We start from the raw sequence: 17,103 nt of genomic DNA, 5'->3' as shown, positions 1-17,103 counted from the left end.
GACGGAACACCGGCGTTGCGCAGGCGTCCCTACTCGGCCTTGGCCAGGCGCAGGGCGAGCTCCGGGCAGACCTTGACCGCCTTCAGCGCGCCCTCGCGCAGCCAGGTCGGCACCGGCGTGGCCGGGAAGGCCGGATATCCGTTGCCGTCGAGCCGGATGAAGTCCGGCACCACGTGCGCGCAGAGCCCGTGACCGTCGCAGCGCGACCAGTCCAGGGTGAGCTTCTGCGGGTTGGTATCGGGCGCGCCCGGCAGCCCCATCACGCCCTTGACCCGCCGGCCGCAGCCGTCGCCGGTGCTGTGCATCCGCAGGTCGTCGGCGAAGACCTCGATCGCGGAGAGGGCGAACCGGGCGGTGCCGTCCGGGTGGCTGCACGCGCCCCGGCCCTTCACCTCGCCGGCGGCGGCGCGTACCACGTCGGCCGGTTGGCTGCCGGCGACGGCCAGGTCGACGGCGCGGGCCAGGTCCGGCAGGCCCATCTTGCAGGGGCCGCACTGGCCGGCGGACTCGCCGGCCAGGTAGCGCACCACCTGCGCGGCCTCACCGAGCGGACACGTGTCGACACCGAGCGGGACGATGATGCCCGCGCCCAGGGTGCCGCCGACGGCGGCCAGGCCCTTGCGGGAGACCTCGGCCTTCTCCGCCGCCTCAGGGGTGATCCACTTGCCGTGGTAGCCGCCCATCAGGATGCCCTGCACGTCCGGGACCTCGCACAGGTCGAGGACGTCGCGCAGCGGCATGCCCGCGGTGCACTCCACCACGGCCGGTCGGCCCGCCGCGCCGGTCACGGTGAGCAGCACGGTGCCGGGCTCGTCGTCGGTGCCGAGCGCCGCGTACTCGTACGGGCCGAGTCGCGCCCCGACGGCGAGCTGGGCGTACGTCTCGGCGTTGGACAGCAGCGTGGGCAGTCCACCGACACCGGAGTCGCTGGAGCGCTTCTTGGTGCCCGGCGGGATGTGCGGCAACCCGTTGATCCCGTTGACCAGCGCGCCGCCCTCGCCGGAGATGAACCGGTGCGGCACGGTGACGATGGTGGCCGGCACCGGCATCCGGCGCTCGCTCAGCGCCTCCATCAGCGACTCCCGGCCGACCCCGTCGTCGGCCACACCGATCACGATCTCCTCGGCGTCCAGGGCGTACGCGGCCAACGCCGCGCCGTCGAGGATCAGGTGCGGCGCGCGGGTGAGCAGCACCTTGTCCTTCCAGCTGGCCGGCTCGCCCTCGGTGGCGTTGACCACGACCACGGCGGCGAGGTCCTGTCGCTCACAGGACTCCAGCACAGCGCGCAGTTTGCGGGCGAACGGGAAGCCGGCCCCGCCCTTGCCCTTGAGCTGCATGCCCTCGGCGAGCCGGAGCAGTTGGGCCGGCTCCATCGGGCCGATCGGCCCGTGCACCTCCTCGTGCGCGGCCAGGTCGAGCCGGCCGAACTCGGCGAAGCCGGCGGTCAGTCGGGGCTCGCCCACGCAGGCGACCGGGGGCACGGTCGTCCGCATCACTTGGCCTCACCCCGCAGCCCGGCCCAGTACGCGCCGTCCACGGCGTCCGCGCTGGCCTTGCGGCGCTTGGCGGAGCGGCCCTCGCCGGCGGCCCGACGGGCTCGCCGCGACGCCAGGTCGACCAGGGTCGGGGTGTCGTCGACGGGCGGCGGCACCTCCTCGGGGACGTACCGGGCCGGCGGGCGCCAGTAGTCCGGCTCCTCCGGCAGGTCGTCCTCGGCGCTGTGCCGGCCGCTGCCGCTGCGCGGCGCCGCCGAGATCGGGCCGGCCGAGATCGGGCTGCCGGAGATCGGGCCGGCGGAGATCGGCTCGGCGGAGATCGGCTCGGCGGCCTGCCAGCGGCGCGGGCTGTCCCACGGCTCCTCGGCCTCGTCGAGCGTCCGTCGTGGCGGCGCCGAGTACCGGCTGCCCTCGTCCTCGGTACGGGAGCGGCGGCTGGCCCGTTCGGCGACCGGTTCCTCGACCGGCGCGGTGCCGCGTCGCCGGCCGGTGGTGGCCGCCTCGTCCCGGGTCCGGGTCCGGCTGCGCTCACCGCGTCGGCGGGCCACGGGCTCCAACTCCTCCTCGTCGCGCGGACGGGTGGGGGTTTCCTGCGCGCTGCGGCGGGCGGACCGGCGGGGCTCCGCCTCGTCGCGGCGGGCCGACCGGCGGGGTTCCGCCTCGTCGCGGCGCCCGCGCGTCGGCCGGTCGACGTCCTGCCGGGCGGCCGGCTCCTCGTCCCGCCGCCGTCGGCTGGGCCGGGCCGGCTCGGCGAGTGAGCCGGGCTCGGGCACCACCGGGACGGTGAACCGCTCGGGGTCGCGCCGCCGTGAGCTGGCGGGTGGTGCGGTCCAACTGGCGGTGGTGGCCTCCGCCCAGGCGGGACGCTTGTCCTCGCTGGTGTCGCGGCGTCGAGTCAGGCCGGCCAGCAGCGACCGCCCGCGGCTCTCCACGCTGCCCCGGCCGGCCATCACCGCGTTGCGCACGGCGGCCTGGTGCTGCTCGCGGCTGCGCCGGCCGATGGTCACCGAGAGCCGCACCAGCAGCGCCAACACGACCAGCAGGATGCAGGCGAGGTAGCTGAGCACCACCCAGGAGTTCGCGGCCCGGCCGGCGTTGAGGCCGTGCAGCACCGCGAACGGCCAGGCCAGGTACGCGGTGGAGTGCAGGGCGCGCCACAGCCACTTCGGGCCGACGCCGGCGAAGCGGGCCCGGATGATGCCGGTCCAGATCACGCTGACCATCAGCAGGGCGGCCACGGTGCCGAGGCCGACGTAGAGCCCTCGGCCGCCGACGAACGGGATCAGCGAGTCGGTCGCCGCCGCCCGCCCGGTGGCGATCTTGGTAAGCACGTGGAAGCCCAGCCCGGCCACGCCCAGTACGCCGGTTGCCCGGTGCGCCGACTGCATCAACACCCGGTGCGGGATGCTCAGCACCAGTCGGTCGGTGGCGAGCAGGCCGAGCATCACGGTGATGCTCAGCGACACCAGGGCGATCACCCCGGCGAAGAACTCGGTGAAGAAGAAGCCGTACGCGTACGCCGTCTGCCCCGCGCCGGTCAGCATCGTCGCCGCCCAGAGCGCGGCGACCACCGATGCGATCAGCAGCATGGTCGCCGACCGCGACCGAGTTCGTACCCCACGGCTGCTGGCGCTGGTCCGGACCGTGGTGGCCTTCTCGTTCTGCTTTGCCCGGGCCATCTGCTCCTCGATCGTCTCGCGGCGGCGCACCACCGGCCGACCCCTGCTCCCCCATCCAGTACGGACGGACGGGGCGTGCGGATCACCTGGGGATGGAAATTTCTGGGCCGGATCGAACCAACCGGCGGCGGCGCGCGTAGTAGCCGAACCCCTCGTGACGGGACGGACACCGATTGACGCCCGTGCATTGACAGCCGTTGCAACGTGCTTGTAATCTTTCGGCAATTTTCAGCATGGGTTGCAAGATTCAAGCAATCCCGGTGTTCCCCCGCAGCACCACCCCACCCCCGCTCCCGTCAGGAGTCCTCGATGCACCGTCGTCGACGCGGCTCGGCGATCCTCGCCCTCGGCCTGATCGCCAGCCTGCTCGTCCCCCTCACCGTGACGGCACCCCCGGCCGCCGCCGCCCCGGCGGGCAACAAGAAGGTCATCGTCCAGCTCTTCGAGTGGAACTGGCCCTCGGTGGCCAGCGAGTGCCAGAGCACGCTCGGCCCGAAGGGCTACGGCTACGTCCAGGTCTCGCCCCCGCAGGAGCACGTGCGGGGCAACCAGTGGTGGCTGGCGTACCAACCGGTCAGCTACCGGATCGAATCCCGCAAGGGCACCCGCGCCCAGTTCCAGTCGATGGTGAACACCTGCCACTCCGCCGGGGTCAAGGTCCTCGTCGACGCGGTCATCAACCACATGTCCGGGCAGGCCAACGGCGGCACCGGCTGGGCCGGCTCGCCCTACTCGCACTACGACTACCCGGGCATCTACCAGACCCAGGACTTCCACCACTGCGGGCGCAACGGCAGCGACGACATCGTCAACTACAACGACCGGTACGAGGTGCAGAACTGCGAACTGGTCAACCTGTCGGACCTGAAGACCGAGTCGGACTACGTCCGCACGAAGATCGCGTCGTACCTCAACGACCTGCTCTCACTCGGCGTGGACGGCTTCCGGCTGGACGCCAGCAAGCACATGCCGGCCGCCGACATCGCCGCGATCAGGGGCAAGCTCTCCCGGTCCGCGTACATCGTGCAGGAGGTCATCTACGGCGCCGGTGAGCCGATCCAGCCGACCGAGTACACCGGCAACGGCGACGTGCACGAGTTCCGCTACGGCAAGGACCTGGCCCGGGTGTTCCGTTCGGAGCGGCTGGCGTACCTGCGCAACTTCGGTGAGGGCTGGGGGCACCTGCCCACCGGAGTCGCCTCGGTGTTCGTCGACAACCACGACACCCAGCGCGACGTCGGCGGCGTGCTCACCTACCGGGACCGGGGCATCTACGCGCTGGCGAACGCGTTCATGCTGGCCTGGCCGTACGGCTCGCCGACCGTCATGTCCAGCTACACCTTCAGCAACCGGGACGCCGGCCCACCCTCGGACGGCGCCAACAAGACGCTCAACACCACCTGCTACTCGGGTTGGGAGTGCGAGCACCGCTGGCCGGTGATCGCCAACATGGTCGGGTTCCGCAACGCCACCGAGGGCGCGGGCGTGGCCAACTGGTACGACAACGGCAACAATCACATCGCGTTCAGCCGCAGCGGCAAGGGCTACATCACCGTCAACGACGAGGACTCGGCGGTGAACGGCCGCTCCTACTACACCGGGCTGCCCGCCGGCCGGTACTGCGACGTCATCCACGGCACGTACGCGGGCGGCACGTGCAGCGGGCCGGTGATCACCGTGGACGGTAGCGGCTGGTTCGCCGCCAACGTTCCTGCCCACGACGCGGTGGCCATCCACATCGGCGCGCGGGTCTGAGAAGGCGGGAAGGGGCCCTTGTCGCCTTTTGTGCGGCACGGGTCCCTTCCTTACGGTCCAGGTCCGATACAGTGCTTTGGTGCAGTTTGACCGAATGGCTCCGTACCGTCGTCGGGGTGTCTGGGTGGTCGCCGCCATCGCCGTGGCCGCGCTGCTGACCGTCGCGTTGCTGGTCGGCCAGGCCCTCACCCCGCGCTCGCCGAACCGCGACCGGCCGGTCGCGGCGGTGCCCGACCCGACGCCGAGCAGCATCGAGCAGAGCCCCGAGGAGTCGGTGCCGGCGGCGGCTCCCGCCCCGGATGGGCTTCCGGTGGTCGACTACGACCCGGCGCCGAAGGGGTTCCCGGCCGATCCGGCCACCATGGACACCACGCCACTGACCGAGGGCGTGCACCCGACCCGGCGGATCGCCGCGTACGACGCGCCGGGCGGACGTCCGCTGGCCTTCCTCGAACCGACACTCGCCGGTGTGGAGCTGACCGTGCCGATCGCCGAACGGCGGGTCGGCTGGACGGCCGTCCTGCTGCCCTCGGCGAACCGACGCCTCGCGTGGCTGCCACCCGGCGGGTTCGACACCGTGCCGCTGCGCGACCAGATCGTGGTGGAGCGCAAGGTTCACCGGCTCACCTGGTACCGGGCGGGCAAGGCGATGCGTTCCTGGCAGACCAGCCTCGGCCAGGCCGGGCAGGAGACCCCGCTCGGGCGAACGTTCATCCTGGGCCGTACCGAACCGCCCGAGCGTGTCTACGGCGGGGTGGACATCTACGCCCTCGGCTCGGTGCCCGACGACCCCGAGGCGGTGCCGGCCAGCCTGCGCGGCGCCCACATCGGCCTGCACACCTGGCACAACGACGACGACCTGGGCGAGAACACCACCAACGGCTGCATCCGGGTCACCCGCAGCGGCCAGCGCGAGCTGCTCGCCGAGGTCCGCCCCGGCAGCAGCCTGGTCGTGGTCGAGCAGCTACCCACACCTCCGCCGACCGCCTGAGCGGCGGAGGCACAGAGCCTCAGTCGCCAAGCAGCCAGCCGTTCCGCTCGGCATGGACGCCGGCCGGCGGGCCGGCAGGCCGGCAGGCCGGTGCGATACGGAGCGTGACGTCCGCCGGGGTCGGACCCCGGCGCGCCGACCAAGCGGACCGCAGCGCCCCGGTGCCGGGGCGGCGAGCAGCCCTGGCAGCCGGCGGAGGAATTCCGCGCACGGCAGCGGGTAACCGCCGGATCGAATGCCACGACACCGGGGGAAGACACGATGGGCGCCACGCCGCAGGGCCGAGTCGACACGGTCGTACTGATCCACGGACTCTGGATGACCCCGCGCAGCTGGGAGGGGTGGATCGACCGGTACACGGCGCGGGGCATGCACGTCCTCGCCCCGGCCTGGCCCGGCATGGACCAGTCGGTCGAGCAGTTGCGCGACGATCCCACGCCGATCGCCCAGCAGAGCATCGCCACGATCGTCGCGCACTACGACCGGATCATCCGGGCGCTGCCGCGACCGCCGATCATCATGGGGCACTCCTTCGGAGGGCTGTTCACCCAGATCCTGGTCGACCGGGGCCTTGGCGCTGCCGGGGTGGGCGTGCACCCCGCACCGCCGAAGGGGGTGCTCAAGGTGCCGCTGAGCCAGCTGCGCTCCGCGTTCCCGATCCTGCGCAGCCCGGCCAACCGGCACCGGGCCGTCCCCTTCACCCAGGACGACTTCGCCTACACCTTCGGCAACACCATGAGCCGCGCCGACTCCGACCGGGCGTGGCAGCGCTACGCCGTACCGGGAGCCGGGCGGGTGCTCTTCGAGAGCGTGTTCGCCAACCTCGACCCGCGCTCGCCCGCCCGTATCGACAACGGGCGCAACGACCGCGCGCCGCTGCTGTTGATGGCCGGCGGACAGGACCACGTGGCGCCGGCGAGCGTGGTGCAGTCCAACGCAGGGCTCTACCAGAAGTCCCGGGCGCTGACCGCGTACGAGGAGTTCCCCGACCGGTCCCACTTCACCGTCGGACAGGACGGCTGGGAGCGGATCGCCGACTACGCACTGGACTGGGCGCTGCGCGCGGCGGCGCTGCCCCGGGAAGCGACAATCGCCAGCGAGACCCCGCGCCGCTGAAATCGTTCACGATGACCACCTGACGCTGTCAGCGCATGACGAAACGGACGGGTTGCCCCAAAACGGCGGCAGCCGCGTTCAGATCGGCCAAACGCATGGCTAGCGTCGCTGTCGCGATTCGTCTCGGCAGGGCCGCGCTGAATTTAAGTCCGTCAAGGGCCTTGTCGTTGATCTCCGGCAGGCAGAGTCGGGTAGTGGCGTCGGCGGTGAGCGTCCGCCAACTGGCGGGTGTGACATTCTCCCGCAGGCGGATGCTGTTGCCGTCGAATCGTTCCACCGGGTCGACGACCTCGCCCAGGGTCGCGGTCAACGTCGCGTTCGCTCGGAAACCCGCCCAGGTCCACCAGCGAAGGTCGCCGTTGTCCTCGCGGACAACGAGTGTGCCGCCCGGGTGCACAAGGTGCCGCTTGTCCTCGCGCTCCTGCGCGAGTCGGGTCAGCGCGCGGCGGGTCAGCGCGACCGGCGGGTCTGTCCCCAGCAGCACCTCCCGCATCGCCTGGGAGAGCTGATAGCCGCGGTACGCCCAGCCGGTGCCCGACCACCGGGCGCGTCCCCCGCCGTCGGCTGGCTCAACAAAACACCGCCGGCGGCGCCAGTCGATGTAGGTGACCCGCCAGCTCCGGCCGGCCAGCAGTAATCGGCGCTCGCCTCTAACCTCCTCGGTGAGCAGGCTGGGGTCGATCCGACCCAGCTCGCTGCGCCCCAGGAGAACGGTGAACTCCGGAGGGCCGGTGAAGACAGCCGTCATCTCCATGAAATGGCGACGGCCAAATCGCTCCTCGGCGGTGGGGCCGATGAAGAGCATGCCCTCGTCCTGCTCCAGATAGCCGTGCTCGATGAGATGCCGGATGATCGGCCGTGCGCTCTCATCGAAGGGGTGGAACCCGTTCCAGGCACGAGCCCAGGTTTCATCCCCGATGCGGTGCTCCTGCAGGCAGAGCGCAAGCAGTTGCTGAGCGACGATGTGTCGAGGCTCCGGCGGTGCGGTGACCGGCTCCACCCAGCCACGCGACCAGAGCAGGAGCAGTCCGGCCGCCTCCACGAGCGGTGCACCGCCGAGCGTCAGGAACAGGCAGTTTCGGCTGCTCCCCGGGCGCCGACCGGTGCGCCCGAGCCGCTGCAGGAAGGACGCCACGCTGGCTGGCGAATCGATCTGTATCACGCGATCCAGGTCGCCGACGTCGATACCGAGTTCGAGCGTGCTGGTCGAGACGATGACGCAGTCCCGGGCTTCGGCGAAAGCCTGCTCTGCCCGACGGCGCTCATCGACGGAGAGGGAGGCGTGGGAGAGGAAGGTGGTGACGCCCTGTGCCCGCAGTAGTTGTCCGAGCTCTTCCACGGTCTGCCGGGACTCGCAGAAGACGAGACGCTTCTCGCCGTGGTGCAGACCCGCGATCACCGCTGCGGCATTGACCAGCGAGCCCACGTAGTCCAGCTCGATCTCGACCGGCTGCGCTTGATCAACGACCCGGACCACGTCGGGAGCCACCACCCGGGCTGGGCGGCTTTCGACGCCGGATCCCTGAAGCCAGGCGAGCAGTTGGTCCGGGTTGCCGACCGTGGCGGAGAGACCGATCCGTTGCAGCGGTCGGCCGGCTACCCGGGTCAGCCGCTCAAGGACGGCCAGCAGGTGCCATCCCCGGTCGTCTCCGGCGAACGCATGCACCTCGTCGACGACGACCGCGTGCAGGCCGGCGAAGAACTGCCGATGGTCGACGTTGACGCTTACCAGCATGGCTTCCAGTGACTCGGGTGTGGTCAGCAGGATGTCCGGCCGCTCAAAGAGCACCGCTCGCCGCTGGGATGTGCTGACGTCCCCGTGCCACAGGGCCACCCGCCGTCCGAGCCAGCCGGCATACTGCTCCAGGCGCGGCTGCAGGTTGTTGAGCAGCGCCTTGAGCGGGGCGAGGTAGAGCACAGACGTTCCGGTCCACTGGTGCTCGGTCATCCGGGAGAGCAGCGGAAACATCGCCGCCTCCGTTTTTCCGCCAGCTGTCGGCGCCAGCAGAAGGGCGTCCTGGCCGCCGCGCACCGGCTCAACCGCAGCTCGCTGCAAGGGCCGCAGGTCTCGCCACCCGAGGGTGTTGACCACGTGGTGCACGACGACCGGGTCCAGGTCCGGCAGCACGTCAGAGCGTCAGTTCGATGTCGTCGGCCCGGGCAGCGGCGTTACGTTCCACCTCGGTCAGCTCGTCGGTTCGCAGGGTCAGTGCGTAGTGCCGCCGCGGTTCCCAGTCGGCGAACTGATCCACCCGATCGAAGACATCCGCGACGAGCTTCTTGAGGTAGACACGGGGTGCCACCCCGACCTGCCCGCCCAGGGCACCGGTTACGGCACGGGCCAGGGTGGCCAGATATTCGTCGTCGACTCGCGCGTTGACCTGGGCGCTGGCGTAGATGTCTCGGACCCGCGTGCCGAGTTCCACCAGAGCGTCGCTGGTGAAGCCGGGTAGTCGCAGCTGGGTGGCCCGGGGGTTGTCCCAACGCGGGTCGGGACCGAGGTCGGTGGCGAGCCGTTGCGCAAGCGGTGGGAGGCGCTGGACACCCTGCGGCCCGTCGAAGAATGCAGGCGTCCCGGTGATCACCAACAGCAGACCTGGGAAACGGTCGGCATGGACCTCGTCTATGAGCTGCCGGAGCGCGTTGAGCGCCTTGTCCCGAGCGTCGGAGCGTACCCGTTGCAAGGTCTCGACCTCATCGAGCACCAGCAGCAACCCTTGGTGCCCGCTGTCGCGCAAAACGGTCAACAGGCCCTGGAGGAAGCTCAGCGCACCGTAGTGGTCGAGGTCGCCCTTCACGCCGGCAGCCCGCCGGGCGGATGCCGCGACGTGCGGCTGACCACCGAGCCAAGCAGCGAGCCCGTCGGCGGTGAGGTGATCACCGGTTGCGCCGGCAGCCCGATAACCGCGTAGCGCTGCGGCGAAACCCGGCGTGCTCCGGGAAATGTCGCCCAGTCGACGCTCCAGCAGGTCACTCACCGCACGGTCGAGCCCTGGCGCGTCATCCTCCGCGACCGTACCTGCGGCGAGCACGTCCTCCTCCAACGCGAAGATCCAACCGTCGAGGACCGGTCGGAACGCGCTCGGGGCGAACTGTTCGGTGCTGAGGTGTTCGACCAGCCGTCGGTAAACGGTCTCCATCCGGTGCAGGGGTGTCTCCAGTTCGGAGATCTGCACTTCTGCGGCGGCGAAGCCTCGCCGCTTGGCGCGCTCGGCCAGCCAGCGGGTGAAGAAGGTCTTGCCAGCGCCGTACTCGCCCCGGACGGCCTTGAAGACACTGCCGCCTTCGGCAACGCGGTCGAGGTCGTCGTCGAGTGCGACGGTGAAACGGTCGAGCCCGACCGCGAGCACGTCGAGCCCGTTGCTCGGGACGACACCGCGGCGCAGCGCGTCGATGATGTCCCGGCGGCGACGGGCGGATACGTCGACAGTCACGGCTGTTCCAGCTCGAACTGCTCGATCAGCAGCGCGCGGTTGAGGTGCACGGTTCGGCCGTCCGCGTCGAGGGTGATCACGGGATAGCCCTCGACCTGAAGAAGTCGGCGCAGCACGGCGACGGTGCCGTTGATGCGATGTGCAGGCACGCCGGACCGGGCTGCGAGAGTGTCCAGGGTTGCCCGGTCACCGCCGGCCATCAGTGTGCCCAGCAGCGCGGCGACCCGTTCATCGGCCAGTGGCAGACGGGGGTCTCGCCGCTGTGCGTAGCGGTCGCTGGCGAGCAGAGCCGTCACCAGGTCAGGTGCGGTGGGTGCCGGCTGCGGAGCGGCGGCCGGCGCGGCACCTGCGGGCGCGAGGTCGAAGAGGCCGTCGGGCTGCTCCTCGGCGGGCCGACGTGAGCGACGTCGGGTTGCCGGTGCGGGCTCGGCCGGCAAGGGTGCGATGTCCGTCAACGGCTCACGCCACCAGTCCGGGCTGGCCACCGGCGCACCTGCCCAGCCGGGCACGGCAAGCTCGTCGCCGGCGCTCAGCACGAGCAGCGGGATGACAGCCTCAGCGGGTGAAGCGCCGCCGTGGTAGCCCGCCTTGCGCGGCCCGTACCGCACGTCTTCCCGCCAGGGCAGGACGACCGACCCGCCCCCGAGCGCCACCCGGCTGCCGCTGACGGCCACCTCGGCGTCGCCGGCTGGTTCGGTCGGCGGACGCCACCGGTTTTCGCCGCTGGCGCTGGGCAGGGTGACCGCGTCGGGGCCACGGTCGACGACGTGGCCGTGGTCGGAGACGAGGATGACCACCCGATCGGCCGCGGAGGCCAGCAGGTCGCCTACGGCGGTGATGGTCTCCTCGCCCCAGACAGTGGTGCCCGGATCGCTACGGTCCAGGGCATCGTCGATCGTGTTGACGACAGCGGCGACCAGCGGGATCGACGGGTCGTCGAGGGCCGCGAGCAGTTCCGGGTCCAGGGCTGCCCCGGCACCCGCCCGCAAAGCGGACTTGTGCAGCAGCCTGCCGGTGGGAAAGCGCGCCCGGAACGCCTTGCGCTCGGCCTGTTGACGGCCTGCGGCAATCCGCCCGCTCAGCAGACTGCACCGGCTGGCCTCGGTGACGGTTGGCAGAGCCGCCAGCACGCCGGTCCGCGCGCCGCCGTTGACGGTGAGCTCAACCCAGGTGCCGCTCCGGGTCACGGACTCGGCCAGCTCGGTGGCGGCGGCGACACCCATGCCGTCCATGATGAGCAGCAGCACGCGGCGGCCGTGATCAAGGACCGGCTGCACCACGCGGTCGAGCACGTCCTCGACGCGCAGCAGCGCGCCCGGCTCGGTCTCGGCGCTGGTCATCGCGGCCAGCAGCGTGGCGAACTGTTGATCGTGGCGGGATCGGCGAGCATCGACAGACTGGTGCAGCAGGCGATACGCCTCGGCAACCTGCTGGTCGGGATCACCGGCGAAAACGTCGAGCCGTGCCCGGTCGACCCAGCCGTCCTGCCGGACCTGTCGGTGCAGCGCGTCGAGCAGGGTCGCCGGTGCGGGACCGTCGGTGGTGTGCAGCCAGCGCAGCAGGCGTACGGCCATCCGGGCGGTTTCCACCCGGCGCGGGTCGGCGGCTCGGTGCGCCTCTACGGTGGCGAGGGCCGACTGGGCACGGGCAACCGCCGCCGGCTGCGCCGCAGCTCCGGCCGGCACGGCGAGCCGTACGGCGTCGGCGAAGGCCCGCAGACGCTGGACAAAACCGCTGGGCAGTACGGCTGAGGCGCCGAGCAGCGGGGTGATGCCCACCTCCACGGCGATCGCTTCCGCCCGCCGCAGCATCCGCATCGCCTCATCCCGGCCCTCGGCGCCGGCGTCGACAGTGCGGTAGACCCACGCCTCGGCAGCTTGGTGCAGCGCCGTGGCCTGCTGCGAAGTGAGCCGAAGGCCGCCGAAAAGGGGTTCCAGTCGGGTACGCCCGACGGCGGCCTCCACCTCGGCGGCCTGCTGACCACGGGCGGGCCAGAGCAGCCCGGCCAGGAGTCCCAGCGCGATGATGTCGACTCCGTGCCCGGCGCGTACGGCTGCCATCACGGGAACGGCAGCACGGCCGGCGGTCCCGGTCAGGTACGCGGTGATGCCGTCGGCGACGGCGTCCGGCAGCGTGGTGAAGCGCAGTTGCCGGCGGGCGTCGGTGCTCCACTGCACCAACCCGCTGTCGTCGAGTTCGGCGGGTGGCAGGTCGAGCAGTTCCGAGGTGAGGCTCCGCAGCGCGTGGTCGCGGGTGAGGATCGCGCCGGGCGGGGCGGGCCACCCGTCGGTCGGGGCGTGGTCGGTGAGCGCGTTGGCGACCCACCGGCCGACCCGCACCAGGGTGGGGTCTAGGGCGCTCACCCCGCCGAACATCTGCCGGACCAGGTCCCACGGGTCGATCTTGCGGACGGTCTGCTTGCTGACGTGGGCGAGGAGCCCGTCGCCCAGCTCGCTGTCGGTGAGTTCGGTGAGCAGCACCAGCCGTTCGCCGTCGACCCGGTCGTGCAGGGCCGCGCGAGCGGCCAGCGGGGTGGGGCATGGAACCACCCGGACCTGGGTGCCGCCGATGGTGAGCACCGGCTCGGCTGACCATTCGGGACGGGCGGTCAGCGCGATGCTCTCCGCTTGGTCGTTTTCGGCCAGCCACGCTTCGATCTTGCGGCGGACGGCGTCCGGCTGAGCCGCGGCGACCGGCGCGCTCACGATTCTGTCCCCGCGCGACGAGGGGCAGAGATGCGGGCTCCGGCGAGTCGCGGGGTGCCTGCCTCCGCACCGGTCATCGGATTTCCCAGGTGATCGTGACGCGTCGTCCGTTGGTGATCTCGGCGGCGATCTCGGCGGTGACCTCATCCCAGGTGGCGATGTCGCTGACCTCCCGTCGCCGGGGAACGACGTTGACCAGCCCGGTGGTGGCACGCGCCGGGGTCTGTTCCACGCCTCCCGCCCCGGGGTCGCCGGGCAGTGCCGCCGGTCCGGGGTCGCGCCCAGACTGCTGGCCCGGCACGGAGACGCTGGGACCGCCGTTGGCCGTGTGGTTGGTGTTGCCCCCTCCGGACACGGTGGGCTGCTTCGGCTGCTCGGCGGCAAGGAGCGCCGCGGATGCCGCGGACGCCGCTTCGAGGGCGTCGACCAGGTCCTGTCCGTGCTGTTCGTGGCGGGCGACGCTCTGCAGTTGCTCGATGATCACTCGCGCCCGGTCGTCGTGGGTGGCGCGAGCGCGGATTGCCTGGAGCAGGGGCCACTGGTGACCCTGGGCCAGTGCCGTGACGATGTCTCCCGCCTGGCTGAGCACCCCGCCGACGGCCTGGTCGTCGACATCGCCGAGGTCGGCCTGCGCCAGCACCTCGACCAGCACCACGTCATCGCGCTCGGCAGCCAGCGCGGTCACGAGACGAGCCGCCCGCCGGGCGGTGGCCAACCGGCCCACGGGAGCGGACGTGTCGAGCCCCAGCACCTCAGCGTGGGCTTCCAGGGCGTGCACGAGGTCACCAGCCGACTTCTGCCGCCCGCTCGCCGCACGGCGAAGCGTGCCGGCGAGTTCGCCAAGGTTGGCGGGCGTACGCCACGCGGGCAACACGCCGCCGAAGAGCGCGGCACCCCGGCCCACCGCAGCGCTCCAGGCCTGCTCGTCGGGCATCGGCGGGTGCCGCAGCTGCAGTTCGTCCCGCACGGCGGCCAGGTTGGGCACATCGATCTTGCCGCTGTGCTGGTACCAGGCGAGCTGCTGCTCCAGCCCGAAGACCAGAATGATCAGGTTTTGCAGGTCGCGGTCGAAGCCGAACGCGGCGGGCTCGTCGATGAGCTTGCGCAGCACGTGCACCGGGAAGTGGTCGGTGTAGCCCTCGTTGGCGGCGGCTTGAAGCAGGTGCTGACTCCAGCGGCAGGTGCTCGTGGTCAGCACGTACCGGCCGTCGATCAGCTCGCCCAGGCGCAGGTTGTTGCAGACGCGCCGGAGGATGCGCTGGTCGGCCGGGTTGGGCACGCTGACGCCCCGGGCGGGGTCGGCGGCGGCCTGCCGCGCGTACTCGATGATCTTGGTCATCTCGCTGCGGGTGACGGGCTTCTCGTCGTCCGGCATGGCCGGGCGGCCGGGGTAGGACCAGGCCAGGAGTTCGCCGGTGAGGTTGGTGAACGCCTCGGTCAGGGTGCCGCCCCGGGGGTCGCCGACGTGCAGACCCTCGGCGAGGGTGTGGAACACGCCGATGGCGTCGTCCTGCACGTCGGAGCCGCGCGAGGTGGCCGACCCGTACGCCTGCATGAGGGCGCTGATCAGCGTGCCGCGTAGCTGGGTCTGACGCTGCTGGAGGTAGACCCGGCCCTGCTGCCGGTCGGCGAGGGGCCAGTCGGCGGCGAGCGAGTTGAGCCGGTCGCCGGTGCCGTTACCGAGCAGGTAGTTGATCTTTGCGAGCTGGCCGACCTTCCCCATCAGCTCGTCGGTGAGATAGAAGGGCAGCCAGAAGACGGTCCGGGAGCCGCGCTCCAGGCGCTCGATCCGGGCACGGTCGGCGGCCCGTTCGAAGCCCTGCGGGTCGAACGGGTAGTCGATGACGACCCGCCAGGCGTCCCCGTTGGCGATCAGCGCGGAGACCGGCATGGTGTCGGGGTCGCGGACGTTGCCGAACTTGACCTGGATGGTGTGTCGCCGGCCGCGCCAGTCGCGGGAGTGCAGCAGCTCGCCGAGCTGGCCCTCGCTGCCGGCGATGCCCATCTCGGCGGTGACCAGCTCACGGATGAGTTGCTGCCGGACGCCGGTGGTGGTGGCTTCGTCCTCGGGGACCAGGTCGAGCAGCTTGTCGTAGTCGACGGTGTGCAACTTGAGCGTGACCACCGGGTCGGGGGTCTTGGTCAGGTGCAGCTCACCGGCACTGTCGGCGACCCGGTTGAGCCGGTTGAGCACGATCTGCCGCTCGTAGCCGGGGATCGGCGAGGTGATCGAGCCGAAGTTGAGCGCGTGCAGCTTGGCGGCGGTGAGGCTGTGCAGGGCCGGCACCTCCGGCACCAGCGCACCGAGCAGCACCGTCTTGATCAGCTTGTCGTCGAGCTGGAACTGCTGGTGCCCGGTGGCCTGCTCCTCGCCGATGCCGTTGAGGCTGAGCAGGATCGGCCGCAGCTTCTGCGTGTAGACGCTCCGGGCGGCCTGGAAGAGCTGCTTGAGCTTGGGCCGATCGGGCAGCTCGCCGTGCAGCACCAACGGGTCGAAGAGCGCGGCCACCCCGATCAGGTCGTTGACCTGGAGGGTGTCCCGGCGGTCGACGAGAAGCTCGGTCATCACCTTCAGCGCGGTGCGTTCGCGCTGCAGCGCCTGCGACAGCGCCACCAGGGTCGCGACCAGCGCCGGCGAGAACGGGTAGAGCTTGCGGAAGGCGGCGGCGTCCGAGCCGATGCCGGCGTCGCCGTACTGGGCGCCGAGCAGCAGCGCGTCCCACACCTCCCGGTTGCCCTTGACGGCGGCGAAGGCGTTGTCGATCACCGCGCGGGCCGCGTCGTCGTTGGGCTTGAGCAGCCGCTTCTCGGTGATCTCGGGCAGGTTGGTGTCGGCGAGGACGATCTCGCCGAACCGGCCCTGGACACTGCGCATGACGTGCGCGAGGGCTTCCCGCTCGGTGCCGCCGACCTGCGGGCCGAGGAAGTCCTCCAGGTTGCGTTGCCGGGCGACGAACGAGATCAGCGGCAGCGGCCGGGTGGCGTCGGCAGACTCGATGAGCTTGTTGAGCTTGGCGCCCTCGGTGTTGACGAAGACGTGGTCGCTGATCTTCGTGGAGAGCCAGAGGATCAGCTCGTCGAGGAAGAGCACCATCGCGTCGTACCCGAGGGACTTGGCGTGCCGGGTGATCACCGCGAGGCCGGTGTCCAGGTCGAGATATTCCCCGCTGCGGACGGCGCCGGTGTAGAAGGTGCTGGTCAGGGCACTGACGAGCCGGTCCCGCTGCTCCGTGCCGGGCGGTGCCGCCGCGGCGTCGGTGTAACCCTCCGGGGTCCAGCCGGTCGCCCGTGCAACGTGCGAGGCGAGCCCACCACCGCCCGTGCCCGGGTCGCCGCCGCCGTCCCGCAGCGCGGCGAAGAACGCCTCGTCACCCATCCGGGCGCGCAGCCGCGCGGCGTCGTCAAGCAGCGCGTCCGACCGGTGTACGGCGGGAACGGGCGCTTCCGGGTGCATGGCGGTGATCTGGTTGAGGTAGCCCTCCAGGATCGCCTGCTCGACCGACCGCGCGTCGAGCATGTGGAAGGTGAGGGTGAGCAGCTTGCGGTCGCGCAGCCAGGAGTCGGCGGCGAGGACCGGCTCGGCCAGGCCACGCACCTCCCGCGCTGCCGGGTTGTGCTGGAGGATCTCTCGCAGCACCGCCATGAAGTGCGACTTGCCGGAGCCGAACGAGCCGTGCAGGAACATCGCCTGCGAACGGCCGCTGGTGACGGCGTGGCCGATACGCCGCAGCGCGTCGGCGAAGTTGGCCCGGAGCTGGTCGGTGACGACGTACCGGCGCAGGTCCGCACCCTCGGCGGCGCGGACGACAAAGTCGCCGTCACCGACCGAGGTCGGAATGTCGATCACGTCCCGTAACAGGGTCATCACCGCTCCTCGCCCCGCGCTCCCCGTGACGCCGGCGTCACCGGCAACCCGACGATCCTAAG

At 71.3% G+C, this 17,103-nt stretch carries 9 protein-coding genes; 3 read left to right on the top strand and 6 right to left on the bottom strand.

Annotated features, from left to right (window positions below):
- Positions 1–29: 29 nt before the first annotated feature.
- Complete coding sequence (locus ABZ780_RS13510; protein WP_357011767.1) at positions 30–1,493, bottom strand: NADH-ubiquinone oxidoreductase-F iron-sulfur binding region domain-containing protein; 1,464 nt, start codon at positions 1,491–1,493, stop codon at positions 30–32.
- Positions 1,493–3,208 (bottom strand): hypothetical protein, encoded by a 1,716-nt coding sequence (locus ABZ780_RS13505; protein WP_357486073.1) that lies wholly within the window; start codon positions 3,206–3,208, stop codon positions 1,493–1,495. Before ABZ780_RS13505 ends, ABZ780_RS13510 begins: the two co-directional genes overlap by 1 nt.
- A gap of 276 nt (positions 3,209–3,484) precedes the next feature.
- Between ABZ780_RS13505 and ABZ780_RS13500 the strand changes: the two genes are divergently transcribed.
- The 3 genes from ABZ780_RS13500 (at position 3,485) to ABZ780_RS13490 (ending at position 7,037) form a co-directional block, all read left to right on the top strand.
- On the top strand, positions 3,485–4,930 hold the full coding sequence (locus ABZ780_RS13500) for an alpha-amylase family protein (protein ID WP_357486071.1): 1,446 nt from the start codon (positions 3,485–3,487) through the stop codon (positions 4,928–4,930).
- Between the two features lie 79 nt (positions 4,931–5,009).
- On the top strand, positions 5,010–5,921 hold the full coding sequence (locus ABZ780_RS13495) for a L,D-transpeptidase family protein (RefSeq protein WP_357486069.1): 912 nt from the start codon (positions 5,010–5,012) through the stop codon (positions 5,919–5,921).
- A 261-nt stretch (positions 5,922–6,182) separates the two neighbouring features.
- The gene (locus ABZ780_RS13490) at positions 6,183–7,037 is read left to right on the top strand and encodes an alpha/beta fold hydrolase (protein ID WP_357486067.1); all 855 of its coding nucleotides are present in this window, start codon (positions 6,183–6,185) and stop codon (positions 7,035–7,037) included.
- A 28-nt stretch (positions 7,038–7,065) separates the two neighbouring features.
- Here the strand turns inward: ABZ780_RS13490 and ABZ780_RS13485 are convergent, their stop codons facing one another.
- The 4 genes from ABZ780_RS13485 to ABZ780_RS13470 all read right to left on the bottom strand — a co-directional run bounded on the left by ABZ780_RS13485 (position 7,066) and on the right by ABZ780_RS13470 (position 17,041).
- On the bottom strand, positions 7,066–9,129 hold the full coding sequence (locus tag ABZ780_RS13485) for a DEAD/DEAH box helicase (RefSeq protein WP_357486065.1): 2,064 nt from the start codon (positions 9,127–9,129) through the stop codon (positions 7,066–7,068).
- 37 nt (positions 9,130–9,166) lie between these two features.
- On the bottom strand, positions 9,167–10,471 hold the full coding sequence (gene brxD, locus ABZ780_RS13480; RefSeq protein ID WP_357486063.1) for a BREX system ATP-binding protein BrxD: 1,305 nt from the start codon (positions 10,469–10,471) through the stop codon (positions 9,167–9,169).
- Complete coding sequence (gene pglZ, locus ABZ780_RS13475) at positions 10,468–13,176, bottom strand: BREX-2 system phosphatase PglZ (RefSeq protein ID WP_357486061.1); 2,709 nt, start codon at positions 13,174–13,176, stop codon at positions 10,468–10,470. The genes brxD and pglZ overlap by 4 nt, the downstream gene beginning before the upstream one ends.
- Positions 13,177–13,249: 73 nt before the next feature.
- On the bottom strand, positions 13,250–17,041 hold the full coding sequence (locus ABZ780_RS13470; RefSeq protein ID WP_357486059.1) for a phage resistance protein: 3,792 nt from the start codon (positions 17,039–17,041) through the stop codon (positions 13,250–13,252).
- Positions 17,042–17,103: the final 62 nt, after the last annotated feature.

It is taken from the genome of Micromonospora sp. NPDC047467 (assembly GCF_040643095.1).
Lineage (GTDB): Bacteria > Actinomycetota > Actinomycetes > Mycobacteriales > Micromonosporaceae > Micromonospora.
Note: the sequence above shows the minus strand (reverse complement) of the source record. Positions and strands in the feature narration are given on the sequence as shown.